The organism is Alsobacter soli, from assembly GCF_003004785.1.
Classification (GTDB): Bacteria; Pseudomonadota; Alphaproteobacteria; order Rhizobiales; family Beijerinckiaceae; genus Alsobacter; species Alsobacter soli.
The window spans coordinates 1-26,227 of sequence record NZ_PVZS01000005.1; the positions used below are offsets into that span (position 1 = coordinate 1).

The 26,227-nt window shown below is 70.3% G+C and carries 24 protein-coding genes; 8 read left to right on the plus strand and 16 right to left on the minus strand.

Annotated elements, in window-relative coordinates; genetic code table 11:
* Positions 1-486 precede the first annotated feature (486 nt).
* A complete protein-coding gene (locus SLNSH_RS05515) occupies positions 487-1,263 on the minus strand; it encodes a TetR/AcrR family transcriptional regulator (protein ID WP_158266687.1) in 777 nt (258 codons plus the stop codon).
* A gap of 147 nt (positions 1,264-1,410) precedes the next feature.
* Between SLNSH_RS05515 and sdhC the strand changes: the two genes are divergently transcribed.
* The 4 genes from sdhC to SLNSH_RS05535 are packed head-to-tail and all read left to right on the plus strand — an operon-like array spanning position 1,411 to position 4,848.
* On the plus strand, positions 1,411-1,809 hold the full coding sequence (gene sdhC / locus SLNSH_RS05520) for a succinate dehydrogenase, cytochrome b556 subunit (RefSeq protein ID WP_106335683.1): 399 nt from the start codon (positions 1,411-1,413) through the stop codon (positions 1,807-1,809).
* 10 nt (positions 1,810-1,819) lie between these two features.
* Complete coding sequence (sdhD, locus tag SLNSH_RS05525; RefSeq protein ID WP_106335684.1) at positions 1,820-2,218, plus strand: succinate dehydrogenase, hydrophobic membrane anchor protein; 399 nt, start codon at positions 1,820-1,822, stop codon at positions 2,216-2,218.
* A gap of 1 nt (position 2,219) precedes the next feature.
* Positions 2,220-4,052 carry a succinate dehydrogenase flavoprotein subunit gene (sdhA, locus tag SLNSH_RS05530; RefSeq protein ID WP_106335685.1) on the plus strand — a complete coding sequence of 611 codons (1,833 nt, stop codon included), beginning with the start codon at positions 2,220-2,222 and terminating at the stop codon, positions 4,050-4,052.
* 16 nt (positions 4,053-4,068) lie between these two features.
* The gene (locus tag SLNSH_RS05535) at positions 4,069-4,848 is read left to right on the plus strand and encodes a succinate dehydrogenase iron-sulfur subunit (RefSeq protein ID WP_106335686.1); all 780 of its coding nucleotides are present in this window, start codon (positions 4,069-4,071) and stop codon (positions 4,846-4,848) included.
* 81 nt (positions 4,849-4,929) lie between these two features.
* Here SLNSH_RS05535 and putA read toward each other — a convergent pair whose 3' ends face one another.
* The gene (gene putA, locus SLNSH_RS05540; RefSeq protein WP_106335687.1) at positions 4,930-8,016 is read right to left on the minus strand and encodes a bifunctional proline dehydrogenase/L-glutamate gamma-semialdehyde dehydrogenase PutA; all 3,087 of its coding nucleotides are present in this window, start codon (positions 8,014-8,016) and stop codon (positions 4,930-4,932) included.
* Positions 8,017-8,146: 130 nt separating this feature from the next.
* Between putA and SLNSH_RS05545 the strand changes: the two genes are divergently transcribed.
* On the plus strand, positions 8,147-8,608 hold the full coding sequence (locus tag SLNSH_RS05545) for an Lrp/AsnC ligand binding domain-containing protein (RefSeq protein WP_106335688.1): 462 nt from the start codon (positions 8,147-8,149) through the stop codon (positions 8,606-8,608).
* Positions 8,609-8,611: 3 nt separating this feature from the next.
* Here SLNSH_RS05545 and SLNSH_RS05550 read toward each other — a convergent pair whose 3' ends face one another.
* Positions 8,612-9,994 (minus strand): amidase, encoded by a 1,383-nt coding sequence (locus tag SLNSH_RS05550; protein ID WP_106335689.1) that lies wholly within the window; start codon positions 9,992-9,994, stop codon positions 8,612-8,614.
* Positions 9,995-10,115: 121 nt separating this feature from the next.
* Here SLNSH_RS05550 and SLNSH_RS05555 point away from each other — a divergent pair, with 121 nt between their 5' ends.
* On the plus strand, positions 10,116-10,400 hold the full coding sequence (locus SLNSH_RS05555) for a DUF3072 domain-containing protein (protein ID WP_106335690.1): 285 nt from the start codon (positions 10,116-10,118) through the stop codon (positions 10,398-10,400).
* A 305-nt stretch (positions 10,401-10,705) separates the two neighbouring features.
* On the opposite strand, the gene SLNSH_RS05560 is transcribed toward SLNSH_RS05555, so the two are convergent.
* The 7 genes from SLNSH_RS05560 to SLNSH_RS05590 form a co-directional block, all read right to left on the minus strand.
* Positions 10,706-11,248, minus strand: a complete 543-nt coding sequence (locus tag SLNSH_RS05560) for a disulfide bond formation protein B (RefSeq protein ID WP_106335691.1) — start codon at positions 11,246-11,248, stop codon at positions 10,706-10,708.
* The gene (locus SLNSH_RS05565) at positions 11,248-11,829 is read right to left on the minus strand and encodes a YqaA family protein (RefSeq protein ID WP_106335692.1); all 582 of its coding nucleotides are present in this window, start codon (positions 11,827-11,829) and stop codon (positions 11,248-11,250) included. Before SLNSH_RS05565 ends, SLNSH_RS05560 begins: the two co-directional genes overlap by 1 nt.
* Before the next feature lie 143 nt (positions 11,830-11,972).
* Entirely contained in the window at positions 11,973-12,950 is a 978-nt protein-coding gene (locus tag SLNSH_RS05570) for a DUF4167 domain-containing protein (RefSeq protein ID WP_106335693.1), read from the minus strand.
* Between the two features lie 479 nt (positions 12,951-13,429).
* On the minus strand, positions 13,430-14,314 hold the full coding sequence (gene prmC, locus SLNSH_RS05575) for a peptide chain release factor N(5)-glutamine methyltransferase (protein ID WP_196240214.1): 885 nt from the start codon (positions 14,312-14,314) through the stop codon (positions 13,430-13,432).
* Between the two features lie 13 nt (positions 14,315-14,327).
* Positions 14,328-15,410, minus strand: coding sequence for a peptide chain release factor 1 (gene prfA, locus SLNSH_RS05580; RefSeq protein WP_106335694.1), 1,083 nt, complete (start codon positions 15,408-15,410; stop codon positions 14,328-14,330).
* A gap of 55 nt (positions 15,411-15,465) precedes the next feature.
* Complete coding sequence (gene ptsP / locus SLNSH_RS05585; RefSeq protein ID WP_106335695.1) at positions 15,466-17,733, minus strand: phosphoenolpyruvate--protein phosphotransferase; 2,268 nt, start codon at positions 17,731-17,733, stop codon at positions 15,466-15,468.
* A 133-nt stretch (positions 17,734-17,866) separates the two neighbouring features.
* Positions 17,867-19,102, minus strand: a complete 1,236-nt coding sequence (locus tag SLNSH_RS05590; protein ID WP_106335696.1) for an aspartate kinase — start codon at positions 19,100-19,102, stop codon at positions 17,867-17,869.
* Positions 19,103-19,265: 163 nt separating this feature from the next.
* Between SLNSH_RS05590 and ubiG the strand changes: the two genes are divergently transcribed.
* Positions 19,266-20,033 (plus strand): bifunctional 2-polyprenyl-6-hydroxyphenol methylase/3-demethylubiquinol 3-O-methyltransferase UbiG, encoded by a 768-nt coding sequence (gene ubiG / locus SLNSH_RS05595; RefSeq protein WP_106335871.1) that lies wholly within the window; start codon positions 19,266-19,268, stop codon positions 20,031-20,033.
* Here ubiG and SLNSH_RS05600 read toward each other — a convergent pair.
* The 5 genes from SLNSH_RS05600 to SLNSH_RS05620 form a co-directional block, all read right to left on the minus strand.
* Positions 20,009-21,595, minus strand: coding sequence for a methyl-accepting chemotaxis protein (locus SLNSH_RS05600; RefSeq protein WP_158266688.1), 1,587 nt, complete (start codon positions 21,593-21,595; stop codon positions 20,009-20,011). The two genes, ubiG and SLNSH_RS05600, sit on opposite strands and share 25 nt — an antisense overlap.
* A gap of 264 nt (positions 21,596-21,859) precedes the next feature.
* Positions 21,860-22,345, minus strand: coding sequence for a DUF1178 family protein (locus SLNSH_RS05605; protein ID WP_106335698.1), 486 nt, complete (start codon positions 22,343-22,345; stop codon positions 21,860-21,862).
* An 11-nt stretch (positions 22,346-22,356) separates the two neighbouring features.
* Positions 22,357-23,217 carry a carbon-nitrogen hydrolase family protein gene (locus SLNSH_RS05610; protein WP_106335699.1) on the minus strand — a complete coding sequence of 287 codons (861 nt, stop codon included), beginning with the start codon at positions 23,215-23,217 and terminating at the stop codon, positions 22,357-22,359.
* A gap of 24 nt (positions 23,218-23,241) precedes the next feature.
* A complete protein-coding gene (grxC, locus tag SLNSH_RS05615; RefSeq protein ID WP_106335700.1) occupies positions 23,242-23,499 on the minus strand; it encodes a glutaredoxin 3 in 258 nt (85 codons plus the stop codon).
* A gap of 100 nt (positions 23,500-23,599) precedes the next feature.
* Positions 23,600-24,406 carry a ComF family protein gene (locus tag SLNSH_RS05620; RefSeq protein ID WP_106335701.1) on the minus strand — a complete coding sequence of 269 codons (807 nt, stop codon included), beginning with the start codon at positions 24,404-24,406 and terminating at the stop codon, positions 23,600-23,602.
* 108 nt (positions 24,407-24,514) lie between these two features.
* Between SLNSH_RS05620 and SLNSH_RS05625 the strand changes: the two genes are divergently transcribed.
* Positions 24,515-25,426, plus strand: coding sequence for a methyltransferase domain-containing protein (locus SLNSH_RS05625; RefSeq protein WP_106335702.1), 912 nt, complete (start codon positions 24,515-24,517; stop codon positions 25,424-25,426).
* 10 nt (positions 25,427-25,436) lie between these two features.
* Here SLNSH_RS05625 and SLNSH_RS05630 read toward each other — a convergent pair whose 3' ends face one another.
* Positions 25,437-26,225 carry an HpcH/HpaI aldolase family protein gene (locus tag SLNSH_RS05630; RefSeq protein WP_106335703.1) on the minus strand — a complete coding sequence of 263 codons (789 nt, stop codon included), beginning with the start codon at positions 26,223-26,225 and terminating at the stop codon, positions 25,437-25,439.
* Between the last annotated feature and the right edge of the window lie 2 nt (positions 26,226-26,227).

A 26,227-nucleotide genomic window follows, 5' to 3' on the forward strand; every position in this document is an offset into this window, starting at 1 on the left:
ATGGTGCACAAAATAGGAATATTGTCAAGCATGATGGAGCGCCTCCGCCGTCATCCCCGGCGCGCCGGAGGCGCGGGAAGGGGATCCAGGGGCCACGGCCCCCCTCTCCCACTCGCGTGGGAGAGGCGTGGGGCGCACGACCGTTGCGGGCTTCTGGACGTCGTTCCGGGCGGTGAGATGGGCAAGGCGCCGCCTCCCTTCTCCACTCGCGCGGGAGAGGGGTGTGCGCGTGCGAAATGATTCCGGGACCACGACGCTGTGATTCCCCGATCACTCCAAGCCCGATCATCTGCAGATCGAATCGGAATTGATTCAGTGACCGTTCCGGGGGCGAATCCGCTTTGCCTGCCTGACTGGCCACATGTCACAAGCGATTCTGGCGACTCACGATTTCGCCCCCGCGCAAGGCGCGGGAGAGTGATTCAGCGATCACTCCAAGCCCCAGTTGCGCCACCCTGTTCCGAATTGATTCCCTGACCCCAACCGTCACGACGCCCGGGCGGCGCGGCGGGCGGCGAGGCGCTCCAGGGCGCTGCCGGGTTGGCGGGCAGGGCGGTCCCGCTCGGGCGCGGGCGGCTCCGCACCGCGGGCGGATGGGCGGGGATGCAGCGCGCGCATCATGTGCCGGGCGCCGGCCAGGAAGGTCTCGACGTAAAGCCCGATCACCGCGTCGCGGTCGGGGACCGGGGCGCGGTAGATGTGCTCGCGCACCCCCTGGAAGACCACCGCGCCGTGCAGGAGCATGAGCATGTCGCGCTCCGGCGGGCTCATGGGGCGCGCGTCCGTGGTCGGCAGGCCGGCCTCGTGGCGCAGTTGGTCCAGCAGGGGCGCGAAGATCTGGTCGGTGAGCGCCCCGCCACGGCGGCTGGGCAAGGGCAGGCCGTCGAGGGCTGCGCGCATCAGCAGGCGGATGGCGGGCCCGTCGTCCTGGCTGGCGTAGGCGCGGTAGACGTCGGCGAGGCGGTCCGCCAGCGGACGGGAGCGGTCCCCCAGGATCGCTGGCAGGTCGTGGGTCCAGCGGTTTCCCGCGACGCGGCCGAACACCGCCTCGACCAGCGCGTCCTTGGATTCATAATAGCGGTAGAGCAGCGCCTGGCGCACGCCGATGGCGGCGGCGAGCACGTGGGTGGAGCCCGAAAAGCCGTGCTCGGCGAAGAAGTCAATGGCGGCGAGCAGGATCTCCTCGCGGCGCTCCAGGGCCGACTTGCGCGGCGCGCGGGCGCGGCGCCCGGCCGCGTTGACGGCGTGTCCCGGCCGAGTCAAAGCCTCTCCAGCCCTCGAAGAACGGGCCCTCGCCATGCGTTCGAATCGCCCCACGTCCGCCAAACGTCGCGTATCGTACTGCATTGCGAAAGGGGGGGACACGCGTTACTGAAACCACGCCCCGTTTTCGCCACGAAAGAGAAGGCCATGGCCGACTCCCAGGTCCGGACCCAGCGTCCGCTGTCCCCCCATATCCAGATCTTCCGGCCCTACCTCACGATGATGATGTCGATCACGCACCGCATCACAGGCGGCGCGCTGTATGTCGGCACGCTCCTGCTGGTGGTCTGGCTGCTGGCGGCGGCCACCGGCCGCTCGGGCTACGAGCATGTCCAGTGGTTCATGGGCAGCATCATCGGCCGCCTCATCCTGCTCGGCTACACCTGGGCGCTGATCCACCACCTGATCGGCGGCGTACGCCACCTCGTCTGGGACGTGGGCCTCGGCTTCGGGCCGGAAGCCCGCGAGAACATGGCCCGCCTGAACATCATCGGCTCCGTGGTGCTGACGATCCTGATCTGGATCGTGGCCTACGCCGTGCGCTGAGGAGATCCGCATGTCGGCCTTCGGAAAATTCTCCATCCAGACGGCGTACAAGCGCGTCCATGGCCTCGGCAGCGCCGGCGCGGGCACGGAGCACTTCTGGCGCCAGCGCGTCACCGCCGTGGCGCTGATCCCGCTGACGCTCGTGTTCGTGGTGGTGGTGATCCTGGCCACCGGCAAGGACTACGACGCGGCGCGACGGCTGCTTGGCAACCCGTTCGTGGCGCTCAGCATGCTGCTCTTCGTGGGCGCGGGCATCTCCCACATGCGCATCGGCATGCAGGTGATCATCGAGGACTACGTCCACGAGGACGTGCCGAAAATCGCGCTGCTGCTGCTCAACACCTTCTTCTCGATCGCGTGCGGGCTCGCCTGCGCGTATGCGATCCTCAAGCTGAGCTTCGGAGGCTAACATGGCCGGACCCCAGAACGGCGCCGCCGCTCCCTCGCTGAACGGCAAGGCCTACCCGATCACGGACCACACCTTCGACGTCGTTGTTGTCGGCGCTGGCGGCGCGGGCCTGCGCGCCACGGTGGGCTGCTCCCAGGCGGGGCTGCGCACGGCCTGCATCACAAAGGTGTTCCCGACCCGCTCGCACACGGTGGCGGCCCAGGGCGGCATCTCGGCTTCGCTCGGCAACATGGGCCCGGACGACTGGCGCTGGCACATGTACGACACCGTGAAGGGGTCGGACTGGCTGGGCGACCAGGACGCCATCGAGTACCTGTGCCGGAACGCGCCGGCGGCCGTTTACGAACTCGAGCACTGGGGCGTGCCGTTCTCCCGCACGGAAGAGGGCAAGATCTACCAGCGGCCGTTCGGCGGCATGACCACCGAATACGGCAAGGGCACCGCCCAGCGCACCTGCGCGGCGGCCGACCGCACGGGCCACGCCATCCTGCACACGCTGTATGGCCAGGCGCTGCGCAACTCGACCGAGTTCTTCATCGAGTACTTCGCCATCGACCTGATCATGAACGACGAGGGCCGCTGCGTCGGCGTCGTGGCGATCAAGATGGACGACGGCACCATCCACCGCTTCCGCTCGCACCTCGTCATCCTGGCGACGGGCGGCTACGGCCGCGCCTACTTCTCGGCCACCTCGGCCCACACCTGCACGGGCGACGGCAACGCCATGGCGCTGCGCGCCGGCCTGCCGCTGCAGGACATGGAGTTCGTGCAGTTCCACCCGACCGGCATCTACGGCGCGGGCTGCCTCATCACCGAGGGCGCGCGCGGCGAGGGCGGCTACCTCACCAACTCCGAGGGCGAGCGCTTCATGGAGCGCTATGCGCCGTCCGCGAAGGACCTCGCGTCCCGCGACGTGGTGAGCCGCGCCATGACGATGGAGATCCGGGCCGGCCGCGGCGTCGGCAAGAGCAAGGATCACATCTACCTGCACCTCGACCACCTGGATCCGAAGATCCTCCACGAGCGCCTGCCCGGCATCTCGGAGAGCGCGAAGATCTTCGCCGGCGTGGACGTGACCCGGGAGCCGATTCCGGTGCTGCCGACCGTGCACTACAACATGGGCGGCATTCCGACGAACTACCACGGCGAGGTGCTGACCCTGAAGGACGGCAATCCGGACCACGTCGTCCCCGGCCTGATGGCGCTGGGCGAGGCGGCCTGCGTGTCCGTCCACGGCGCGAACCGCCTGGGCTCGAACTCGCTGATCGACCTCGTGGTGTTCGGCCGCGCGGCCGGCCTGCGGGCCGCCGAACTGGTGACGCCCGGCGAGAAGCACGCCGAGCTGCCTAAGAACTCGGCCGACTTCTCCCTGTCGCGGCTGGACAAGGCCCGCTACGCCAACGGCTCCACCTCGACGGCGGAGCTTCGCGACCGGATGCAGCGCACCATGCAGAACAACTGCGCGGTGTACCGCACCGGCGAGGTCCTGGCCGAGGGCAAGAAGCTCATCGGCGAGGTCTGGCGCGGGGCCGCGGACATCCGAGTGACCGACCGCTCGCTGATCTGGAACTCGGACCTGATCGAGACGCTCGAGTTCGAGAACCTCATCACCCAGGCCGTCGTCACCATGGAAGGCGCGCTGAACCGCCAGGAATCGCGCGGCGCCCAGGCCCGTGAGGACTTCCCGGATCGCGATGACAAGAACTGGATGAAGCACACCCTGGCCTGGGTTGACGAGATGAACCACACGGTCACGCTCGATTACCGGCCCGTGCACACCTACACGATGACAAACGACGTCCAGTACATCGAGCCCAAGGCTCGCGTGTACTAAGGAGGCAGCGCGTCACATGGTACAGCTCGCCCTTCCCAAGAACTCCCGGCCGGTCGACGGCAAGGCCTGGCCGAAGCCGGCCGGAGCCAACCGGCTCACCGAGTTCCGCATCTATCGCTACGACCCGGACGGCGAGAGCAATCCGCGCATCGACACCTACTGGGTCGACCGCGACGACTGCGGGCCGATGGTTCTCGACGCCATCCTGTGGATCAAGAACAAGGTCGATCCGACGCTGACCTTCCGCCGCTCCTGCCGCGAGGGCATCTGCGGCTCGTGCGCGATGAACATCGACGGCACGAACACGCTGGCCTGCACCAAGGCGACGGACGACATCAAGGGCGTGGTGCGCATCTACCCGCTGCCGCACATGCCGGTGGTGAAGGACCTGGTGCCGGACCTGTCGGGCTTCTACGCCCAGCACGCCTCCATCCAGCCCTGGCTGCAGACGACGAGCCCGGAGCCCGAGAAGGAGTGGCGCCAGTCGCCGGACGACCGGCACAAGCTGGACGGCCTCTACGAGTGCATCCTGTGCGCCTGCTGCTCGACCTCGTGCCCGAGCTACTGGTGGAACGGCGATCGCTACCTGGGCCCGGCCGCGCTGCTGCAGGCCTATCGCTGGCTCATCGACTCGCGCGACGAGGCGACGGGCGAGCGCCTCGACAACCTCGAGGATCCGTTCCGGCTTTATCGCTGCCATACCATCATGAACTGCGCGAAGGTCTGCCCGAAGGGGCTGAACCCGGCCAAGGCCATCGCGGAGATCAAGAAGATGATGGTGACGCGCCAGTTCTGACCGGCGTGTCTGTACGAACGAAAAATCCCCGCTTCGGCGGGGATTTTTGTTTGGGCGCAGCCTGAGCAGCCCGGCCGGCGCCTACTCGCCCATGGCGATCAGGGAGGCGTTGCCGCCGGCGGCGGCGGTGTTGACCGTGACGGTCTGCTCCACGGCGAAGCGCTTCAGGTAGTTCGGGCCGCCTGCCTTGGGGCCCGTGCCGGAGAGGCCGGAGCCGCCGAAGGGCTGGGTGCCGACCACGGCGCCGATCATGTTGCGGTTCACGTAGCAGTTGCCCACGTCGAGCCGCGAGATCACCTGCGCGATGGTGGCGTCGATGCGCGAATGGACGCCCAGCGTGAGGCCGTAGCCCGTGGCCTCGATGCCGTCGAGCAGGGCCGGCAGTTCGCCGGCCTTCCAGCGCACCACGTGCAGCACCGGGCCAAAGATTTCCTCGGTGAGGTCGGCCTGCCTCTTCAGCTCGAACACGTGCGGGCCGACGAAGTAGCCCTGCGCGGGCGCTTCTTCGGCCAGGTGGACGCGGGCGGAGCCCTTCAGGCGGGCGATATGCGCGTCCAGCCGCTGCTTGGCCTCGGCGTCGATGACGGGGCCGACCTGGACGCTGAGGTCCTGCGGGTCGCCCAGCTTCAGTTCGCGGGCGGCGCCGACGATCATCCCGATCATCTTGTCCGCCACGTCCTCCTGGACACAGAGCAGGCGCAGGGCCGAGCAGCGCTGGCCGGCGGAGCGGAAGGCGGAGGTCACGACGTCGTCGGACACCTGCTCGGGCAGCGCGGTGGCGTCCACGATCATGGCGTTGATGCCACCGGTCTCGGCGATCAGCGGCACGATGGGGCCGTCCTTGGCGGCCAGGGTCTGGTTGATGCGCCGGGCCGTCTCCGTGGAGCCCGTGAAGGCCACGCCCGCGATGTGGCGGTGCGCGACCAGCCGCGCGCCCACGCGACCGTCGCCGGTGACGAACTGCAGGGCGGAAGCAGGGACGCCGGCCTCGTGGAGGGCGCGCACGGCCTCGACGGCGACGAGCGGGGTCTGCTCGGCAGGCTTCGCCACCACGGCGTTTCCGGCCGCGAGGGCGGCGGAGACCTGGCCGAGGAAGATCGCCAGCGGGAAATTCCAGGGGCTGATGCACAGGAACACGCCGCGGCCGCGGTGGACGAGGCGGTTGTCTTCGCCGGTCGGGCCAGGCATGGGCTCGCCCTCTCCGAAGAGGCTCCGGGCCTGGGCGGCGTAGTAGCGCAGGAAGTCGACGGCCTCGCGCAGCTCGGCGAGAGCGTCGTCCAGGGTCTTGCCGGCCTCCGCCTGGAGGAGGCCGAGGAGGCGGCCGCGGCGGGCTTCCAGCAGGTCCGAGGCCTTCTCCAACGCCGCCGCGCGGGCGGCGGCGGGGGTGCGCTCCCAGGCGCGGAAGCCGCGCCGGGCCGCCTCGACGGCGCGGTCGGCCGTGGCCTCGTCCGCTTCGCGCACGCGGCCGACAATGGTCGCCGCGTCGGCGGGGGCGAGCAAGGGGCGCTCGACGCCCGGCTGGGCGACGCCGTCGACCAGCGGCGCCGCGACGCGGTCGGCGGCGCGCCCGGCGCGGATCTCCTCCAGGAGCCCGTGCAGGCTCGCCTCGTGGCCGAGTTCAACGCCGGCCGAGTTGCGCCGACCGGCGCCATAGAGGTCGGCCGGGAGCGGCAGCCGCGGGTTGCGGGCCGCCTCGGGGCGGCCGATGACGCTGGCGGGTCGCTTCAGGAGCTCTTCCACGGGCACGTTCGGGTCGGCGGCGACGGACACGAATGAGGAGTTGGCGCCGTTCTCCAGCAGGCGGCGGACCAGGTAGGCCAGCAGGTCGCGATGGCCGCCGACCGGGGCATAGGTGCGGCAGGCGAGGCCCGGCGCCCCTTCCAGCAGCTTCTGGTAGAGCGCGTCGCCCATGCCGTGCAGGCGCTGGAACTCGAAGCCTTCCGTGTTTCCGGCCCGCTCCAGGATGGTGGCGACGGTCAGCGCGTTGTGGGTGGCGAACTGCGGGTAGATGACAGGGCGGGCCGCGAGCAGCCGCTCGGCGCAGGCCACGTAGTTCAGGTCGGTCATGGCCTTGCGGGTGAAGACCGGGTAGTCGGGCAGCCCACGCTCCTGGGCGCGCTTCACTTCCGTGTCCCAGTAGGCGCCCTTCACCAGGCGCACCATGAGGCGGCGGCCGAGCTTGTCGGCGAGCGCCGCGATCCAGTCGATCACCTCGGGGGCGCGCTTCTGGTAGGCCTGGATGGCGAGGCCGAAGCCGTCCCAGCCGGCGAGGCTTTCGTCGGCGAGAACCGCCTCGATCACGTCCAGCGACAGCTCGAGCCGGTCGGCCTCCTCGGCGTCCACGGTGAAGTTCAGGTCATAAGCCTTGGCCTTCCGGGCGAGGCCGATCACCACCGGGACCAGCTCCGCCATGACGCGGTCGCGGGAGAGCGCCTCGTATCGGGGATGCAGGGCGGAAAGCTTCACCGAGATGCCCGGGCGGTTGGGCAGGGGCTCGTTGCCGGCCGCGCGGCCGATCGCCTCGATGGCGTCGGCATAGGACGCCGCGTAGCGGCTGGCGTCGTCCTGGGTCCGGGCGCCCTCGCCGAGCATGTCGAACGAGTAGCGGAACAGCCGTCCCGTCCCGGAGCGGGCGCGCTCCAGGGCCTCGTTGATGGACTGGCCCAGCACGAAGTGATTGCCCAGCACGCGCATGGCCTGGCGGGTAGCGGTGCGCACGGCGGGCAGGCCGATGCGCTTGGTGAGCGAGCCCAGGATGCTTTCGGGCGTCTCGCCCGGCTGGATGATGCGCGCCGTGATCCCGAGGGCCCAGGAGGAGGCGGACACCAGCAGGGCGTTGGAGCGCGTCTCATGGTGGGCGAAGTCGCCCTGCCCGAGCTTGTCCTCGATGAGCTTGTCGGCGGTGCGGGAATCCGGCACCCGCAGCAGCGCCTCGGCCAGCACCATCAGGGCGAGGCCCTCGCGGCTCGACAGGGAATACTCCCGCAGCAGTTCCTCGACCCCGCCGAGTCCGCCGCCCTTGGAACGGATCGCCTCGATCAGCTTGCGCGCGGTGGCGTCGATGCGGTCCTCCCGCTCGGGCGACAGCGCGGCGCCGGCCAGCAGGCCGCGCGCGATCAGCACATCGTCAGGGGCGTAGGGCGCGCGGAAAGGAGGGAGGGCGGGCATGGAGGCTCATCCGCTTCGAGGGTCGAGAGATTCACATCATAGGGGACGATCCGTAGGGGTTGAATGACAAAGCGGGGACGTTGGCAGTAAGAAGCACCAGCACAAGGCCGTCAGATAGAGAATTCCACGCATGGATGGACTCGACAAGATCGATCGCAAGATCCTGAAGCTGCTGCAGGAGGACGGCCGCATCACGACGGTGGACCTGTCCGACAAGATCGGCCTGTCCCCGACCGCGACGAGCGAGCGGGTGAAGCGCCTGTTCCGGGAACGCTATGTGACGGGGTTCCGGGCCACCCTGGATCCCCAGAAGCTCGGGCGCGGCCTCCTGGTCTTCGTGGAGGTCAGCCTCGACAAGACCACGCCCGACGTGTTCGAGCGCTTCGCCGAAGCCATCCGGCGCTCGCCGGAGGTGCTCGAGTGCCACATGGTGGCGGGCGGCTTCGATTATCTGGTCAAGACCCGGGTGGCCGACATGGCGGCCTACCGGCACTTCCTCGGTGACGTCCTCCTGTCGCTCCCGGGCGTCAAGGAGAGCCGCACCTATGCGGTGATGGAGGAGGTGAAGACGGACGGGCTGCTGCCCGTGTAGGGCTCAGATCGGCCAGTCAGGCTGCTCGCCCCGCATCTCCTCCCACGCACGCGCCACCGCGAGGACGCCGCGGTCGTCGAAGCGGCGCCCGACGATCTGCAGGCCGATCGGCAGGCCGCCTTTCGTGAAGCCCGCGTTGACGGAGACGGCGGGATTTCCCGCCATGTTCCAGACAACCGTGTAGCCGATGTGCTCGAAGGGCCGCTCGGGATCGTTCAGCGGCGAGGCCCAGTCGGCCGGGAAGGCGGGCGCGGGCGCTGTCGGGGACAGCACGAAGTCGACCTCCCGGAAGAGCGCCGCCGCCCCCTGGCGCATGGCGACGGTCTGGTTGTAGCCGCGCATCACCGCCAGGCCGGATCGGTCGGCGCCTGCCTCCGCCCAGGCGCGAATATAGGGCAACACCCGCTCGCGCCGCCCGGGAGGAAGGCGGGACAGGTCGTCCCAGGCGCGTACGCGCCAGAAATCATCGAGGCCGTCGAGCATGGCGCGTGTGAGCACGGGCCCGACCGGCTCGACATCTGCGCCGGCTTGGGCGAAGCGCCTCGCAGCGCGCTCCACCGCGTCCCTTATTTCCGGATCGAGGGGCATGCCAGCGCCGCTGTCGAGCATCAGGCCGATGCGCAAGCCCCTCAGGTCAACCGAGAGGTCGTCCCAGGCGATCGGGTGGTGCGGCAGGCTCGTGCCGTCGCGCGCGTCAGGCTGGCTAAGCACGGACATCAGGAGGGCTGCGTCCTCCACGCTGCGTGTCATGGGCCCTGCGACGCGGCCCAGATAGGGCGGGTCGATGGGGACGCGCCCCGCGCTGGGCTTCAAGCCGACAAGTCCGCACCAGCCGGCGGGCAGGCGCACGGAGCCGCCGATGTCCGTGCCCACATGGAGGGGCGCGTAGCCGGCCGCCGCGGCGGCGCCGGCGCCAGCGCTGGAGCCGCCCGGGGTGAGGCGCGGATCCCAGGGGTTGCGGGCCGGCTTGTGGAAGCTCGAAAGGCCGGAGGAGAGCATGCCGTAGTCGGGCATGGTGGTCTTGGCCAGCAGGATGGCTCCGGCCTCGCGGAGGCGGGCGGCGGGAGGGGCATCGTGCAAGGTGGGCGCGAGTTCGGTCGCGGCCGTTCCGAGCGGGACAGGCGCGCCCTGCGTGGCGATGTTCTCCTTGATGGTCACGGGCACGCCGTCCAGCGGGCCCATGGGGTCTCCGCGGCGCCAGCGGTCGGCTGACTGCTCGGCCGCCCTGCGAGCGCCTTCTGGGTCGAAGGCGTAGAGCGCGCAAAGCTCCGGCTCGCGGCGCTGGATGTGAGCGACAAGGGCGTCGACCGCGTCGACGGGGCTCAAGGTGCGGGCTCGATAGAGGGCGAGTAGTTCCGAGGCCGACAGGCGGGGTATTTCAGTCACGTAGCGGCTCCTGGCGGGGCGCGCCCGAGCTTAGGCCCGTGCGAAGGGCCGTGGGAAGCCCCCGGAACCGGCCTTTCGCGCAGGCGTTGGAGACCGAACGAAAGCAGAACGAGAGATCGCCATGGCCGAGAAGCCGTCCCCCACCGCGACCCACAGCGAAAACCCGCAGCAGAAGCCTTTCTCGGGCGAGAACCCGAAGAAGCCGAGCGACGCCGCTCCCAACTCCAACCAGATCAAGGATCCGGACGACTGGGTCTCCGGGACGGAGCCCATGACAGGGGCGCAGGCGTCCTACCTCAAGACCTTGTCCGAGGAAGCGCACGACCCGGAGGCTTTCGACCCGACCTTGGACAAGGCCGAGGCGTCCAAGCGGATCGACGCGCTGAAGCAGAAAATGGGGATGTAGGGCGTCAGCGCGCTCGATCGCCGTTGCGAGCGCGGCGGAGCAGGGGCTGCTTGGCGGAGATGGCGTGACGCCGCCCGTGAAGTCGAGCCGTTGTCCTCTGCCGGTCATCCCCGGGCTTGTCCCGGGGATCCACGCCCTGCGCGACCCCGTGGATGGCCGGGACAAGCCCGGCCATGACGGACTTTTTGAGCTGTCATGGCGAGCGCGGCGAAGCAGTCCGGCGCCGGCTCGGCGCAATGGCGCGCGGCGGCCCTGGATTGCTTCGTCGCTGCGCTCCTCGCAAGGACGGTGAAGCGTTCGAAGCCTTACGCCGCGCGGGCGCGGGTGCGCCAGGCGCCGTAGGCGGCCAGGGCGGACAGGCCGAGGGAGATGACGGCGTTCCAGGCGGCCAAGGACAGGCCGAAGATCCGCATGGCGACCTCGTCGCAGCGGATCACCTTGGTGGTCTGGAGCTGCTGGAGGAAATCGCCCATGGCGGCGGGCTTGGCGATGGGCCCTGTGCAGCCTTGCGGGCCGGCCCAGAGCTTCCACTCGACGCCCGCGTGATAGGCGCCCATGCCGAACCCGACCAGGAACAGGAGGGCGAGGGACGCCAGCAGGGCGGTGGTGAACAGGTTGCGGGGCCGGCGCGCAGCGATCACGGCCGCGAGCAGCGCGAAGGGCGCCCCGACGTAATAGGGGATGCGCTCGACGAGGCAGAGCTCGCAGGGCTTCACGCCGAAGAAGTGCTCGAGGACGAGCGCTCCACCGACAGTGGCGGCCGCCGCGACGGCCACCACGGCGGCGGTCTGGGCGGGCGTGACAGCGCCGGCCGTGCTGGGCGGGCTTGCGAGGTCGCTCACGCTCATCAGACCAGCCTCGCCGCGATCCAGAAGCCGAAGACGATGAAGAACAGGATGATCCCCATGAACACGGCGAAATGCCGGTCCAGCAGCTCGCGGATGGGATCGCCGAAACGGTTCAGCAGGCCGGCGAGCAGGAAGAAGCGCGCGCCCCGGGTGATCAGGGAGAGCAGCACGAAGAGCGGGAAATTGTAGGCCAGCAGCCCGCTCACGATGGTGACGAGCTTGAAGGGGATCGGCGTGAGGCCCTTCACCAGGATCAGCAGCGCGCCCCACTTCGCGTAGGCCTCGCGCACGGCGTCCATCTTGGGGCCGTAGCCATAGAGGTTGATCAGCCACATGCCGACCGTGTCGTAGAGCAGGGCCCCGATGGCGTAGCCCAGCACGCCGCCGAGCACGGAGGCGACGCTGCAGATGGCCGCGTAGCGCCAGGCCTTGGACGGCTTGGCCACCGACATGGGCGCCAGGATGACGTCCGGCGGAATGGGGAAGAACGAGCTCTCGGCGAACGCGATCGCAGCCAGCGCCCATTCGGCGCGCCTGCTCTCGGCCAGCGACATCGTCCAGCGATAGAGGCCCTTGAACATGCGGGGGTGCTTAGCCGAACCGGGGGCCGCTGTCACCTTTCGGCGGCGTGGGGCGAGCCATCGGGTGAGACTTGGGGCGGCTCCGAACGCAAGCAGCCCCGGCCGGGGCCGGGGCTGCTGGTTTCACCCGGACGGGTTCGCGATTACTCGCCGGCAGGCGCGTCCGCCGGGGCGGCTTCGGCCTTCTTGGTCGTGCGACGGCGACGCGGGCGCACCGCGAGGCTGTCCTCGGCCGGCGCGGTCGGCGCGGCGGCCTCGACCGGCGCGGGCTCCGGCTCGGCCGGAGCGACGGCCCTCACAGGCGCGGTGATGAAGGCCGGCAGGGCGGCGGGCTCGGCGCCCTCGGGGGCGGCGCGGTCCTGGCGGTCCTGACGCTCCTGGCGGTCGCGGCCGCGGCGCGGGAAGCGGCCCTCGCGGGGCTGGAATTCACGCGTCTCGCGCGGCTGCTCGCCGCCGGCGGCTTCCGGCTGCGCCTCGCGGGGCTGGAACTCGCGGTGTTCGCGAGGCTCGCGCTCGCGCCGGGGCTGGAAATCCCGCTCGCGACGTTCGCGCGGCTGGAAATCGCCCTGATCGCCGGCCTCACGCGGCTGGAACTCCCGCCGCTCGCGCGGCTGGAAGTCGCGGCCCTCGCGGTCGCGGCGGGGCTGGAAGTCCCGGCCGTCACGGCCTTCGCCGCGCTCGCGCGGCTGGAACTGGCGCGGCTGCTGCTGCCCGTAGTCCTGGCCTTCGCCGTCCAGCGCCGCCTGCGGGAAGCGCACGTCCGGCTGGGGACCGCCGGCGTAGGGCGTCGTGTCCTCGTCGCCCTCGTCGTCGCCGTCCGTGGCGATCTCGAACGGGCGGTAGTGCGGGTTCTGCTGGCGGAACTGCTCCTGGGCGGCGGCGATCAGGCGCAGGTAGTGCTCGGCGTGCTGAAAGTAGCTCTCGGCCAGCACGGGGTCGCCGGAGGCGCTCGCGTCGCGACCGAGCTGCAGGTACTTCTCGGCGATGTGCTGAGCCGTACCGCGGATCTTCACGTCCGGGCCGTTCGACTCGTAGCTCCGCGACAGGGGATTCGGTCCCTTGCCGCCGCCCCGGTTCCGCCCGCGCATGCGCTTGTTATTGTTCTGATGATTGGGTCTCATCGAACGCCCTTCAAATGTGTCACTTGTCCATGCCGGACCGCCGTTGCGAGACCGTGCCCGTGCGGGTCGTCGCCCTTCGCCAGAGGTCTGGGTTCTGCTGAGGCCTTCAAGCCTTCCGTCCGCTGTTGCGCGCCCATTGCGCGCTCCTCGGTCGCCTCACTCCCCGCCGCTCAAGAGCGCGCGGGAGGACGCTTCCGGTTCCGGAAAAAGCCATCGATTCGTTTCGCGGCTCTCAGGAACCGCATCCGAAAACCCGGAGATCTATCCCGCAGCTGAACCTGTCGGCCAATCCTCAAAGGGAGAGATCTCGACGGGGCGCCAGCCTGCGCTACGCGCGGCTCTGCCCGACGACGTCATTGGTCGTCACCCTAGTCGCTTCGGCGCTCCGGGCCAAGCGATTTCAGACCCTCACATCGGGCCTTTTCGCGAAAATTCAAGGGCTGTGACATCATTGCACGTCAACAAATCCCGCCGCCCCTTCACGGGGCCCGGCGCACCACGATGGCGCGGGGCCGCGAGCCGAAGTCAGCGAAGGGCCCTTCCACCGCGAAGCCCGCCTTGAGGAAGATGGCCGGCACGGATTCGGCCTGGTCGGAGCCGATCTCGAGCGCCACGACGCCGCCCTCGGCCAGAAGCGCGGGTATGGCCTGCGCGATCGCGCGGTAGGCCTCGAGGCCGTCGCGGCCGCCCGCCAGCGCCAGGCGCGGGTCGTGGGCGCGCACTTCCGGCTCCAGGCCGTCGATCACCGCGTCGGCGATGTAGGGCGGGTTCGACACGATGAGGTCGAAGCGGCCCTGGATCGCCTCGCCCCAGTTGGAGACGAAGAAGTCGGCGCGGTCGCCGACGCCGTTGCGGGCCGCGTTGAAGCGCGCCGTCTCCACCGCCTGCGGAGCGAGGTCCACGCCCACCCCGGTCGCGCCGGGCAGCTCCGTGAGAAGGGCCACCAGAAGGCAGCCGGAGCCCGTGCCGAGGTCCAGGATGCGCAGGCCCTCGCTGGCGTGGCGGCGCTCCTTCAGCGCCAACAACGCTGCGGCCACCACGGTCTCGCTGTCGGGCCTTGGCACAAGCACTTCCGGCGCGAGCGTGAAGGGGAGGCTCCAGAATTCCCACTCGCCCAGAATGCGGGCCACGGGCTCGCGGGTGAGCCGGCGGCGCACATGCTCGCGCAGCTTGCCTGCGGCGGCCTCGCCCAAAGCCTCGCGGGGCGCCCGGATGAGGTCGGCGTGCTTGAGGCCGGCGGCGTCGAGGGTGAGCAGCCGCGCGTCGCGCTGGGCCGTCTCGATGCCGGCGGCGCGGAACGCCTCGCCGAGATGCTTCAGGGCGGCCAGGCGCGTCATGGCGGGGGTGATGGCGGGATCGGTCATGCGGCGCTCCCAGTCATGAGGCGCTTTCCTGGGCGGCCAGCAGGGCCGCCTGGTGCTCGGTGGTGAGCGCGTCCACCAGTTCGTCGAGGGCCGTCCCGTCCATCACCTGGGGCAGCTTGTAGAGCGTCAGGTTGATGCGGTGGTCCGTCACCCGGCCCTGCGGGAAGTTGTAGGTGCGGATGCGCTCGGAGCGGTCGCCGGAACCGACCTGGGCCTTGCGGTCGGCGGAGCGCTCGCTCTCGCGCTTCTGGCGCTCCAGATCGAAGATGCGGGTGCGCAGCAGCTCCATGGCCTTGGCGCGGTTGCGGTGCTGGGAGCGCTCCTCCTGCATCATGACGACGATGCCGGTCGGAAGGTGGGTGATGCGGATCGCGCTCTCGGTCTTGTTGACGTGCTGGCCGCCGGCGCCCTGGGCCCGCATGGTGTCGATCTGCAGGTCCTTGTCGTCGATTGCGACGTCAACCTCCTCGGCGATGGGCAGCACGGCGACGGTCGCGGCCGACGTGTGAATGCGCCCGCTCGCCTCCGTATCCGGCACGCGCTGCACGCGGTGGACGCCGCTCTCGAACTTCAGCCGGGCGAAGACGCCCTGGCCGTGGATCTCGGCCACGATCTCCTTGTAGCCGCCCATGGTCCCCTCGCTGGCCGAGAGGATCTCGACCTTCCACCGGTGAAGGTCGGCGTAACGCCCGTACATCCGGAAAAGGTCCCCGGCGAACAGGGCGGCCTCGTCGCCGCCAGTTCCGGCGCGGACTTCGAGGATTGCCCCGCGCTCGTCGGCTGCGTCCCTGGGCAGCAGCATCAGCTGGACATGCCGCTCAAGAGCCTGCAGCCGCTCCGCCACCTCGTCCCGTTCGGCCTCCGCGAGCTCCCGCATCTCGCGGTCCGTGGCCGGGTCGGCCAGCATGGCGTCGATCCCGGCGAGCTCCTGCTGCGCCCCCCGATAGGCGCGCACGGCCTCGACCACCGGGTCGAGCTCAGCCAGCTCGCGCGACAGCGACACGAAGGTGTCGCCGTCCGGGCCGGACGCCAACCGGTCCGTGATGATGGCGTGGCGCGCCTCGATGGCGTCGAGTTTCTGCAGCGGAAGGGACATGGGCGCTCGGAGATGGCGGGGAGCTCGGGGCGGAGATAAGGGCCGAGGGGCCCGGCTACAACGCCACGCCGTGCTTCTTCGCGTAGGCCGTGTAATGGGGCCTCAGGCTCTCGCCCGCGGTCCGCTCGGCCAGCCAGCCCTCGGCCGCCTCCATCAGGCTTTCCAGGTCGAGCGACAGCAGCATGGCCTTCACGGGGCCGATGGAGGCGGGCGACATGGACAGGGAACGGTAGCCGAGGGACAGCAGCGCCATGGCTTCCAGCGGCCGGCCGCCGAGTTCGCCGCACAGGGTCACCGGAATGCCCGCGCGCGCGCCGGCGTCGGCGATCGTCTTGAGGGCGCGCATGCAGGCCGGGTGCAGCGGGTCGAAGCGATCGGCCATCTGCGGGTTCTCGCGGTCGGCCGCGAACAGGAACTGCATCAGGTCGTTGGAGCCGACTGACAGGAAATCCGCCTCGCGCGCCATCTCGTCGATCTGGAACAGCAGCGAGGGCACCTCGATCATGACGCCGAGCTTCACCTCGGAGGGCAGCTGGTGATTATGCCGCTCCAGGTGGCCCAGCTCGCGCTGCACGATCGCCTTGGCGCGGGCGAACTCGTCCACGGTGGCCACCATGGGGAACATGATGCGCATCTCGCGCCCGCCGGCCGCCTTCAGGAGCGCGCGCACCTGGGCGCGCAGCAGGCCCGGCCGGTCGAGCCCGATGCGGATGGCGCGCCAGCCGAGGGCCGGGTTCTCCTCCTCCATGGCGCGCATGTAGGGGAGGACCTTGTCGCCGCCGATGTCGAGCGTGCGGAAGGTCACGCTCTTGCCGGGCAAGGCGTCCAGCACCGTGCGGTAGAGCGACAGCTGTTCGGCCGTGGAAGGCAGGCGCTCGGCGACCATGAACTGCAGCTCGGTGCGGAACAGGCCGATGCCGTCGGCGCCCGTCTCCTCGACGTGCGGCAGGTCGATGACCAGGCCGGCGTTGAGGTTGAGGGCGACGCGCACCCCGTCGCGGGTGATGGCGGGGCGGTCGCGCAGGGCGCGGTACTGCTCCTGCCTGCGGGCGCGCAGGCGGGCCTTCTCGCGGAACGCGGCCTCCACGTCCGGCTGGGGCCGCAGGTGGATCTGGCCGACCCCGCCGTCGACGATGAGGGCGTCGCCCGTTTCGGCGAGGCCGGCGATGTTCTCCACATTGCCGACCGCCGGAATGCCGAGCGCGCGCGCCACGATGGCGATGTGGCTGGTGGGGCCGCCTTCTTCCAGCACGAGGCCGCGCAGGTGCTTGCGGTCGTAGTCCAGCAGGGCGGCGGGGCCCATGGAGCGCGCCACTAGGATGGCGTTCTCCGGCAGGACCGTCTGGCCGCCGACGATGTCGCGGCCCACGAGCCGGTGGAGAAGGCGGTTGGCGAGCTCGTCCAGATCGTGCAGGCGCTCGCGCAGATAGGGGTCCGTCTGCCGCATCATGCGGGCGCGGTTGTCGGACTGCACGCGCTCCACCGCCGCCTCCGCGGTGAGGCCAGACGCCACCGCCTCGCGCAAGCGGCGGATCCAGCCCTGATCGTGGGCGAACATGCGGAACGTCTCGAGGACTTCCCGGTGCTCGCCGCCATGGGCGACGTCGCCGCGGTCGATCAGGTTGTCGATGGAGGAGCGCAGGTCAGCGACCGCCTCGTCGAGGCGGCGCGTCTCGCGCGTCGGATCGTCGGCGATGAGGTTCGAGACGACGACCCGCGGCTCGTGGAGCACCACATGGCCGAGACCCACGCCGTCGGAGAGCGGCTGGCCCATGAGGCTGAAGGGTCGCCGCAGCGCGATGTCGGCGCCCGGCCGGGCAAGCGACTGGAACTCGGTGGAGGCGATGATCTCGGCCAGGACCATCGCGGTGGTCTGGAGCGCCTCGACCTCCTCCTCGGAGTAGAGGCGATGCGCCCGGTTCTGCACCACCAAGACGCCCAGCGTATTGCCGGCGCGCAGCACGGGCACGCCGAGGAACGACTGGTAGATCTCCTCGCCCGTCTCCGGCTTGTAGGAGAAGGCCGGGTGGGACTGGGCGTTGGGCAGGTTGAGGGGCTGCGCCTTCTGGGCGATCAGGCCCACAAGGCCCTCGCCGGCCCGCATGGTGGTGAGGTGGACGGCTTCGCGCTTCAGGCCCTCGGTGGCGTAGAGTTCGAGGGTGCCGTCCGCCCGCAGCACATAAAACGAGCAGACCTCAGCCACCATGTTGCTGGCGATGAGGACGACGATCTTGTCGAGGCGAGCCTGCGCGCTGACAGGCTCCGCCATCACTTCGCGGAGGCGTCGCAGCAACAGGCGCGGACCGCCGAGAGCGCCTCGCATTGCATCCTCACCGTTGGGCCGTTCGCTGGTCGAGGGAACCGCGAATCGGGCTTGGAACGGCCACGCCGTTCCTCACTGCATTACTCTAGCACTGGCTCCCAATGCAAAGTCCAGGCCGCCAGGTCCGCCAGGCCTAGGTCCGGTCCAGCCCGTAAAGCGAATGCAGCGTGCGCACGGCGAGTTCCGTGTAAGCCGCATCAATGAGGACCGAGAACTTGATTTCCGACGTGGTGATCGCCCGTATGTTGATGCCTTTTTCGGCCAGCGCCTTGAACGCCTTGGCGGCGACGCCGGCGTGGCTGCGCATGCCGATGCCGATCGCCGACACTTTGACCACGTCCGTGGCGCCTTGCAACGACTGGTAGGCGATCTTGTCGCGCGAGCTTTCCAGGATGGCGCGTGCGCGCTCGAAGTCGGCGGTCGGGACCGTAAAGGTGATGTCGGTGGTGGTGGTGTCGTCCGACACGACCTGGATGATCATGTCCACGTTGATGTTGGCGTCCGCCAGCGGGACGAAGATCGCGGCGGCGACGCCGGGCTTGTCGGCCACGCGCCGGAGGGTGATCTGGGCCTCGTCCTTGGAATAGGCGATGCCGGTCACGATCTGCTGTTCCACGATCTCCTCCTCGTCGCAGATGAGGGTGCCCGCCTGCGGGTTGGCAGGGTCGTCAAAGGATGAGCGCACGTAGGTGCGCACGTTGTGAACCATGGCGAGCTCGACCGAGCGCACCTGGAGAACCTTGGCCCCGAGCGAGGCCATTTCGAGCATCTCCTCGAAGGCCACCTTGTCGAGGCGCCTCGCCTTGGGAACGATGCGGGGGTCGGTGGTGTAGACGCCGTCCACGTCCGTGTAGATGTCGCAGCGCTCGGCCTTGATGGCCGCCGCGATCGCGACCGCGCTGGTGTCCGAGCCGCCGCGGCCGAGCGTGGTGATGCGGCCGGTCGCCTCATGGACGCCCTGGAAGCCCGAGATCACCGCCACCTCGCCGTGGGCGAAACCCTCGTCGAGGTTCTTGCCGTCGATGCCGGCGATGCGCGCCGAGCCGTGGGCGTCCGAGGTGAGGATGGGGATCTGCCAGCCCTGCCAGGAGCGGGCCTTGTAGCCGATGTCCTGCAGGGCGATCGCCAGGAGGCCCGAGGTCACCTGCTCGCCGGAGGCCACGACCGTGTCGTATTCGCGATTGTCGTAGAGCCTGGACGCGTCCTTGCACCAGCCGACCAGCTCATTGGTCTTGCCGGACATGGCGGACACGACCACCGCGACCTGATGGCCGGCGTCGACCTCGCGTTTCACGTGCTGCGCAACGTTCTTGATGCGCTCGATGTTGGCGACGGAGGTTCCGCCGAACTTCATGACGAGGCGGGCCATGCGGGGTCCGGGTGTTCGCTTTGGGCTTTGGCCGAAGAGCGGCTTGCGCCGCGGCCCCGGCCGTCGGAAAAGGGCGCACACTCAATGACGGCGACGCTTGGGGCTGTCAACGCCCGCGGCCGGGCCGAATTCGTCCGCAGGGGTGGAGAAAAGGATGAAGTCCATGGCGGCTGCAACCCCCGGTGGAACGATCGACGAAGCCGAGGTCGCCCGCTTCGAGCGGATCGCCCGCACGTGGTGGGACCCGAACGGCGCCATGAAGACGCTGCACCGGTTCAACCCGGTGCGCATCCAGTACATCCGTGACCATGTGGCCGAGCATTTCGGCCGCGACGCGCGCGACGGGCGGCCCCTCGAGGGCCTCTCCGTGCTGGACGTGGGCTGCGGCGGCGGCCTGCTCTGCGAGCCGCTGGCCCGCCTGGGCGCGACCGTGACGGGCATCGACCCGGCGCCCACCAACGTGGAGGTGGCGCGCCTGCATGCGGACGCTTCGGGCGCCCCCGTCACCTACCGCCGCGCGACCGTGGAGGCGCTCGTGGCCGAGGGCGCGCGCTTCGATGTGGTGCTGGCCATGGAGGTCGTGGAGCACGTGGCCGACGTGCGGATGTTCGCGGAGGCCTGCTGCGCCGCCGTGAAGCCGGAAGGCATGCTGTTCATGGCGACCCTGAACCGCACCTTGCGGGCCTTCGCGCTGGCCATCGTGGGCGCCGAATACGTCTTGGGCTGGCTGCCCAAGGGGACGCACCAGTGGGAGAAGTTCGTGACGCCGGATGAACTCGCGGACGCGCTGGCGGGCGGCGGTTTCCGGATCAGCGACGAGACGGGTGTGGTGTACAACCCGCTCACGGGAAGCTGGCGCGCGGCGTCCGACATGAGCGTGAACTACATGGTGGCGGCGACCCGGGCTCAGAGGCCCTCCGCGAGGGCGTAGGCTGTCCGCACCGCGCCCCAGTGGCGGCCCTGCACGAAGACGGGGGCCGCCACCTCCTTCACCAACCCGCCGAACGCGGCTTCGTAGGAATGTATGAGGCTGGGCCGCAGGTTGCGGGCGGCGGCCAGGCCTGGCGAGTCGTTCAGCATGCGTCGCGCGAGCGAGCGGGCTTCCGGCGCGGCGCCGCGGGCCTCCACGCAGAAGCCGTTGCGATCCACGACCATCGCCGCCAGGGGGCGGGGCGCTTCGCCGCAATGCTGGTCGATGAGGTCGCCCAGACCTTCCGCCAGGACGGGCAGGCCCGACAGGCTGAAGCGCGCCGGCGAGACGCCCTGGGCCGGGACGTAGCCTGCGTCAAACACGTCGGCGGCTGAGAGCCAGCCTTCGAGGATCAGGACTTCGAAGCGGTTCGCGACGGCTTCGGCCAGGGTGGCGCTCCGAGCCAACAAGGGGGCGTAACTCGCCTGCAACTGCGACAGCAGCGCCCGGAGGGCTGCGCGCGAGTCCGGATCGGCTCGCACGATCCGCAGGCCCACCCCATTCCGGCGGGCCGAGGCGACGCGCGTCTCGAAGATGCCCAGGGACTCGACGTCCAGGACGCCTTCGGCCCCGATCGCGTCCAGGAGCGCCTCGCGGCTGTGCACCAGCGCGCCGTCGAGAGACAGGTTGCCCGTCTCGACCGGGACGACGCGTTCGCCGACGCGCAGGCGCGCGGGCAGGGCGACCGGGAGCCGGTCCGCGACCGTCTCCTGCGTATCCGCCTGGCGGACGAGGACCGCCGCATTGTCGCTCAGCTGGGCGATGGCCTGGTCGGTCTTCTCGGAGGCGCGGTCCGCGGCCCCGGCATGCTGGACGGCTTCTTCGCCGAGGGCGTCGATGCGCAGCGCCTCCGCGTTCACCTCTTCGGCGAACTGGGCCGCCTCGGCGGCGCTGCGTCCGATCTCCGTGGTGGTCGTCACCTGCACGGACACGGCGTCCACGACGGTGGCGAAGGAATCCCGCAGCGCGCTGATGGACTGGCCCAGCACGGACACGTCCTCGATGGAGGTCAGGGCGCTGGCCCGCACCTTGTCGATGGTGGCCGCGATGCGGGTGGTGGCTTCCTGGGTGGCCACCGAGAGCGCCTTCACTTCGGAGGCGACCACCGCGAAGCCGCGTCCCGCTTCCCCGGCCCGGGCCGCCTCGATGGTGGCGTTCAGGGCCAGGAGGTTCGTCTGGCGGGCGATGGAGGCGATCAGGCTCACCACCTGGCCGATCTCGGCGACCGAATCGCGAAGCTGGCCGACGCCCTCGCTGGCGCGCCGCGCACGGGCCTCGGCGGCGTCCACCGTCTGGCTCGATTCCCCGATGCGGGCGCCAATCGTGTGGCTCGCCGCGGCCAGGCCATGGAGGGAGGTCGAGATCGCCTCCGAACTGTTGCGCGCCGCTTCCGCCATGCCGGCGAAGGCCTGGGCGCGCCCGCGAAGGCGCTCCAGGAGGCCGAAGGCGTCGCGCAGCTTGCGGCGCAGCTCCGTGTTGGCCTCGCCGACCTCGCGGACATTGCGGAACACGTCCGCCTGCATGAGCCGGATGGTTTCGCTGCCATCCCGCTCTGAGGCGCTGTTCGGAGTCGGCGGCTCCGTCCCAGGCTGCGCGGCTTCCCTCCCCGGAGAGGGCGAAGCAACGGCCCGGCGGCGAAAGAATTTCGCGGTGGCGAAGAGGCGAAAATCCAGAGACATTGCGGAGCAGCGTGCTCCATAAAGGTTAAATTTGCGGATATTCACCGCAGCGGACCGAACTATACTTTTCCGCGAAAATATTTCAAGCGCACGCGCCGGTTTTGCGCGTCAGTTCCGCTCGTCGGCGAACCAGGGCATGGCGTGCGCCTCGATGCCCTCTTCAGCCAGGGCCTGCGCCTCCTCGGGCGTCGCCTCGCCATAGATCGACCGAAACTCGCTGACGCCTTCGTGCATGCGCCGCGCCTCCTCGGCGAAGCGGCGGCCGACGTGCTCGGAGTTCGCCTTCACGTGCTCGCGCATGGCCACGAGCAGGGCCCGGAAGGCGCGGTCGCGATCGGACAGCAGCGCGACCGGGGCAGGCGCCTCCGCGGCCGGAGCGGCCGCCTCCGGCGTCGACGCGTGCTCCGGTTCGGGCGCGGGGGGCCGGTCCGTCCGGGCCACGCTGGGAGCCATGATCTGCTTGGCGACCTTCGCGGAGCCGCATTGCGGGCACGTCACGAAGCCCTGCGCCGCCTGCGCGTCGAAGGACGCGCTGTCGCGGAACCAGCTCTCGAAGGCGTGCCCGGCGTCGCAGGCGAGGGCGTAACGGATCATGGCTCAGGCGTTCACGCGATCTTGGCCGCGGGCTCGGGGCCGAGGACCTCGACCCCGAAGGACCGGGTGTGCTGGAGGGTGGGGATGCGGCCGCGCGCGTCGGCCACCAGGGCGGGGTCGATCTCGGCCATCACCACGCCGGGCTGGTCGCCCGCCTCGGCGAGCACGCGGCCCCACGGGTCGACGATGATCGAATGACCGAAGGTCTCGCGGCCGTCCTCGTGCAGCCCGGCCTGGGCGGCGGAGATCATGAAGGAGCCGGTCTCGATCGCGCGGGCGCGATGCAGCACGACCCAGTGCGCCTCCCCGGTCTGGCGGGTGAAGCAGGCCGGCGCGGAAAGGAAGTCCGCTCCGGCTTCCGCCATGGCGCGGTACAGATAGGGGAAGCGCACGTCGTAGCAGATCGACATCCCGAGCCGCCCGCCCGGCAGGTCCGCCAGCACCGCCGTCTCGCCGCCCGTGTAGGTGCGGCTTTCGCGCCAGCTCTCGCCGTTCGGGAGGTCGACATCGAAGAGGTGGATCTTGTCGTAGCGCGCCTGGATGGCGCCTTCGGGCGTGATCAGGAAGGCGCGGTTCGCGATCTTGCCGTCCTGGCGGAGGATCGCGAGCGAACCCGCATGAATGGTGACGCCCAGCTCCCGCGCCAGCGACCGGAAGGCGGCCAGCATGGGGTCGCGCTCCTCATGGCTGATGGCGGCGAACAGCCCCTCGCGGCTGCGGTTCACCGCGTTCGACATCTCGGGCGTCTGGACGTAGGACGCTCCGGCGGCGGCCGCTTCACGGATGAAGCCGGCGGCCTGGTCGATATTGGCGGCCGGATCGACGCCGGAGCGCATCTGGATGCACGCGGCGATGAAAGGGGAGCGGCTCATGGGGCGTCTCGCGATTTCGAGGGGTCAGGCCGCCAGCAGCGGGTCGAGCTTGCCGGCGCGGTCCAGGGCGTAGAGGTCGTCACAGCCCCCGACGTGATGCTCGCCGATGAAGACCTGCGGGACCGTCGACCGGCCATGGGCGCGCTTGGACATCGCGACCTGGCCGTCACGGTCGTTCGTGACGTCGATCTCCTCGAAGGCGACGCCCTTCTGGCGCAGCAGGTCCTTCGCAGAATGGCAGTAGGGGCAATAGGATTTCGTATAGATGGTCACGGCGGGCATGGGGCGCTCCGAACAGTGTCACGTCGCGCATATATAGGCGTTCGGGCCAGACGGGTCCAAGCGCAAGCGGTGTGAATCGCCGCCGAAAGGGCCCGCCTTTTCAGGAGGCCGTGCAGACGCGGGCGAAGGTCAGCACGTCGACGGCCTCCGCGCCCGCGCGCAGCAGCACGCGTGAGGCCGCGTTCGCGGTCGAGCCCGTCGTCAGCACGTCGTCGACCAGGAGCACGCGGCGGCCCTTCAGGCGCGCCTTGCCGGCCTCCGGGACCACGAACGCGCCCTGGAGATTGTCGGCGCGCTCATTGCGGGTCAGGCCGACCTGGGACCGGGTGCGCCGACGGCGGCCGAGCACGTCGAGCGCGACCTCCGGACCGGAGCCGCGCGACACGGCCGCCGCCAAGGCGGCGGCCTGGTTCATGCGCCGGCGCCACAGGCGCGTCCAGTGCAGCGGCACGGGCGCGATCAGGTCGGCCTCGGCCAGCAGTTCCCGCCCGGCGCGGGCCATCCAGCGGCCCATCATGGGCGCAAGGTCGAGGCGGTCGCCGTATTTCAGCCTGTGCACGAGCTCCCGGCCGACCCCGTCGTAGCGCATGGCCGCCCGGGCGCGCTCGAAGACGGGCGGGGCGCTGATGGCGGCCGGCGAAACGACGCCGGGCCCCATGTCCACGCCGAACGGCGTCCCGAGGCGCTCGCAATAGGGCCGCTCGATCCAGGGCGCGGCGCCCCAGCAGGCGGCGCAGAGCGCGTGAGGCTCCTCGGTCGCGGCCCCGCAGGACGCGCAGCTCGGCGGGTACACGAGATTGACGACGCGGCGCAGACCGGCCGCGACCCAGCGGCGTGCGCCAGCGACATGCCGGACCTCCGCGGCTTCCTCCGAGACGCGATTTGTCAGGACCTCATCCGTGCTCATTGCGGCAGGCTAGCGCTGCGGCCGCACGCAATCCCACACACGTTTGACGCTAGGCGCCGGCCGCCCCATAACGCGCCTGCCCACGCCAGGCCTTCAGCAGGAGTTCCCATGAGCGGCGCGCCCATGCTTTTCGACCGCGGCCTCGGCCGCGAGCGGCTGGCCCGCGCGCTCAGGCGCGCCGGCGACCACGGAGCAGCCTTCCTGCTGCGCCGGGCGGCGGACGAGCTCGACGACAGGCTGGGAGCCATCCTGCGCCGCTTCGAGACGGCCGTGGACCTGGGCGGAGCGCTGCCCTATGCGGCGGCCTTCCTGGCCGGCAGCCCCCAGGCTGATCGGGTGATCCGGATCGCGCCGGCGCCCGAGGCCGAGGATCCGCGCTGGGCGACCATCGTGGGCGACGAGGAGAACCTGCCGCTCGAGCCGGAAAACGTCGATCTCGTGGTGTCGCTGCTGTCCCTGCAGGGCGTGAACGACCTTCCGGGGGCGCTGGTGCAGATCCGGCGCGCGCTGCGGCCCGACGGGCTGCTGCTCGCATGCCTGGTCGGGGGCGCGACACTGACGGAATTGCGGCAGGCCTTCACGCAGGCCGAAAGCGAAATGGAGGGCGGGGCCAGCCCGCGCGTGTTCCCGTTCGCGGATGTGCGCGACCTGGGGGCATTGCTGCAGCGGGCGGGCTTCGCGCTGCCGGTCACGGACACGGACGCGTTCACGGTGCGCTATTCGGATCCGCTGGCGCTGATGCGCGACCTGCGCGCCATGGGGGCCACGAACACGCTCATGGCCCGCCGGCGTACGCCGTTGCGGCGCGCCACGCTGATCCGGGCGCTGGAGATCTACGCGGAGCGCTTCTCCGATCCGGACGGGCGCATCCGGGCGACCTTCGAGTTCATCTGGCTGTCCGGCTGGGCGCCGCACGAGAGCCAGCAGAAGCCGCTGCGCCCGGGCTCCGCCAAGGCGCGCCTCGCGGACGCGCTGGGCGTCCGCGAGCAGCCCACGGGTGAAAAACCGGGAGAGGGGTGAGGCTCTGGCCTCAGGCTTCCCGGCAGGCCTTGATGAAGGCGTTGGAGCCGGCGCGCAGCTGCATCACGTCCGTGCCGAGAGCGACGAAGTCGTAGCCCATGCGAATGACGTCCGCGCCCTTCGCGCCGGTGGTGACGAAGGTGCAGGCGGCCTTGCCGTGGGCCTTGCAGCGCTGGGCCACATGGGCGAGGGCGGCGTCCACCTCGGCGGCCATCGGGTCGACCGAGGCCCCGTTGGACAGCGCGATGGAGAGATCGCCCGGGCCGACCAGGATGCCGTCGATGCCGTCCACGGCCAGGATCTCGTCCACGGCCGCGAGGGCCTCGCGGGTCTCCACCATGGCGATGGTGGCCGTGAGCGCGTTGGCCTGGGCGAGGTATTCGGGAGCCGTGAGGCCGCACACGTTGAGGGCGATCGCCGGGCCCCAGCTGCGGGCGCCGACCGGCGGGTATTTCGTGTATGTGACCAGCGCCCGGGCGTCTGCGGCCGAGTTCACCATGGGGGCGATCACGCCCGCCGCGCCGGCGTCGAGGATGCGCGAGGCCGTCGCGAAATGACCGACCGGGATACGGACCACGGCCGGCTTGCCGGCCAGCGCCACCTGGGCGATGCCCTGAACCACCGAGTGCAGGTCGACGAACCCGTGCTGCATGTCGAGCACGACGGCGTCGAAGGGCTCCGTCGCGACCACGCCGGCGACGAGCGGATCCGGCAGCCCGACCCAGCCGGTGAGCAGGCCAGAGCCCGTGCCCTTGCCGAGCCGGCGGGTGAGCGACGCGAAGGATGGATTGAGCGGCATGG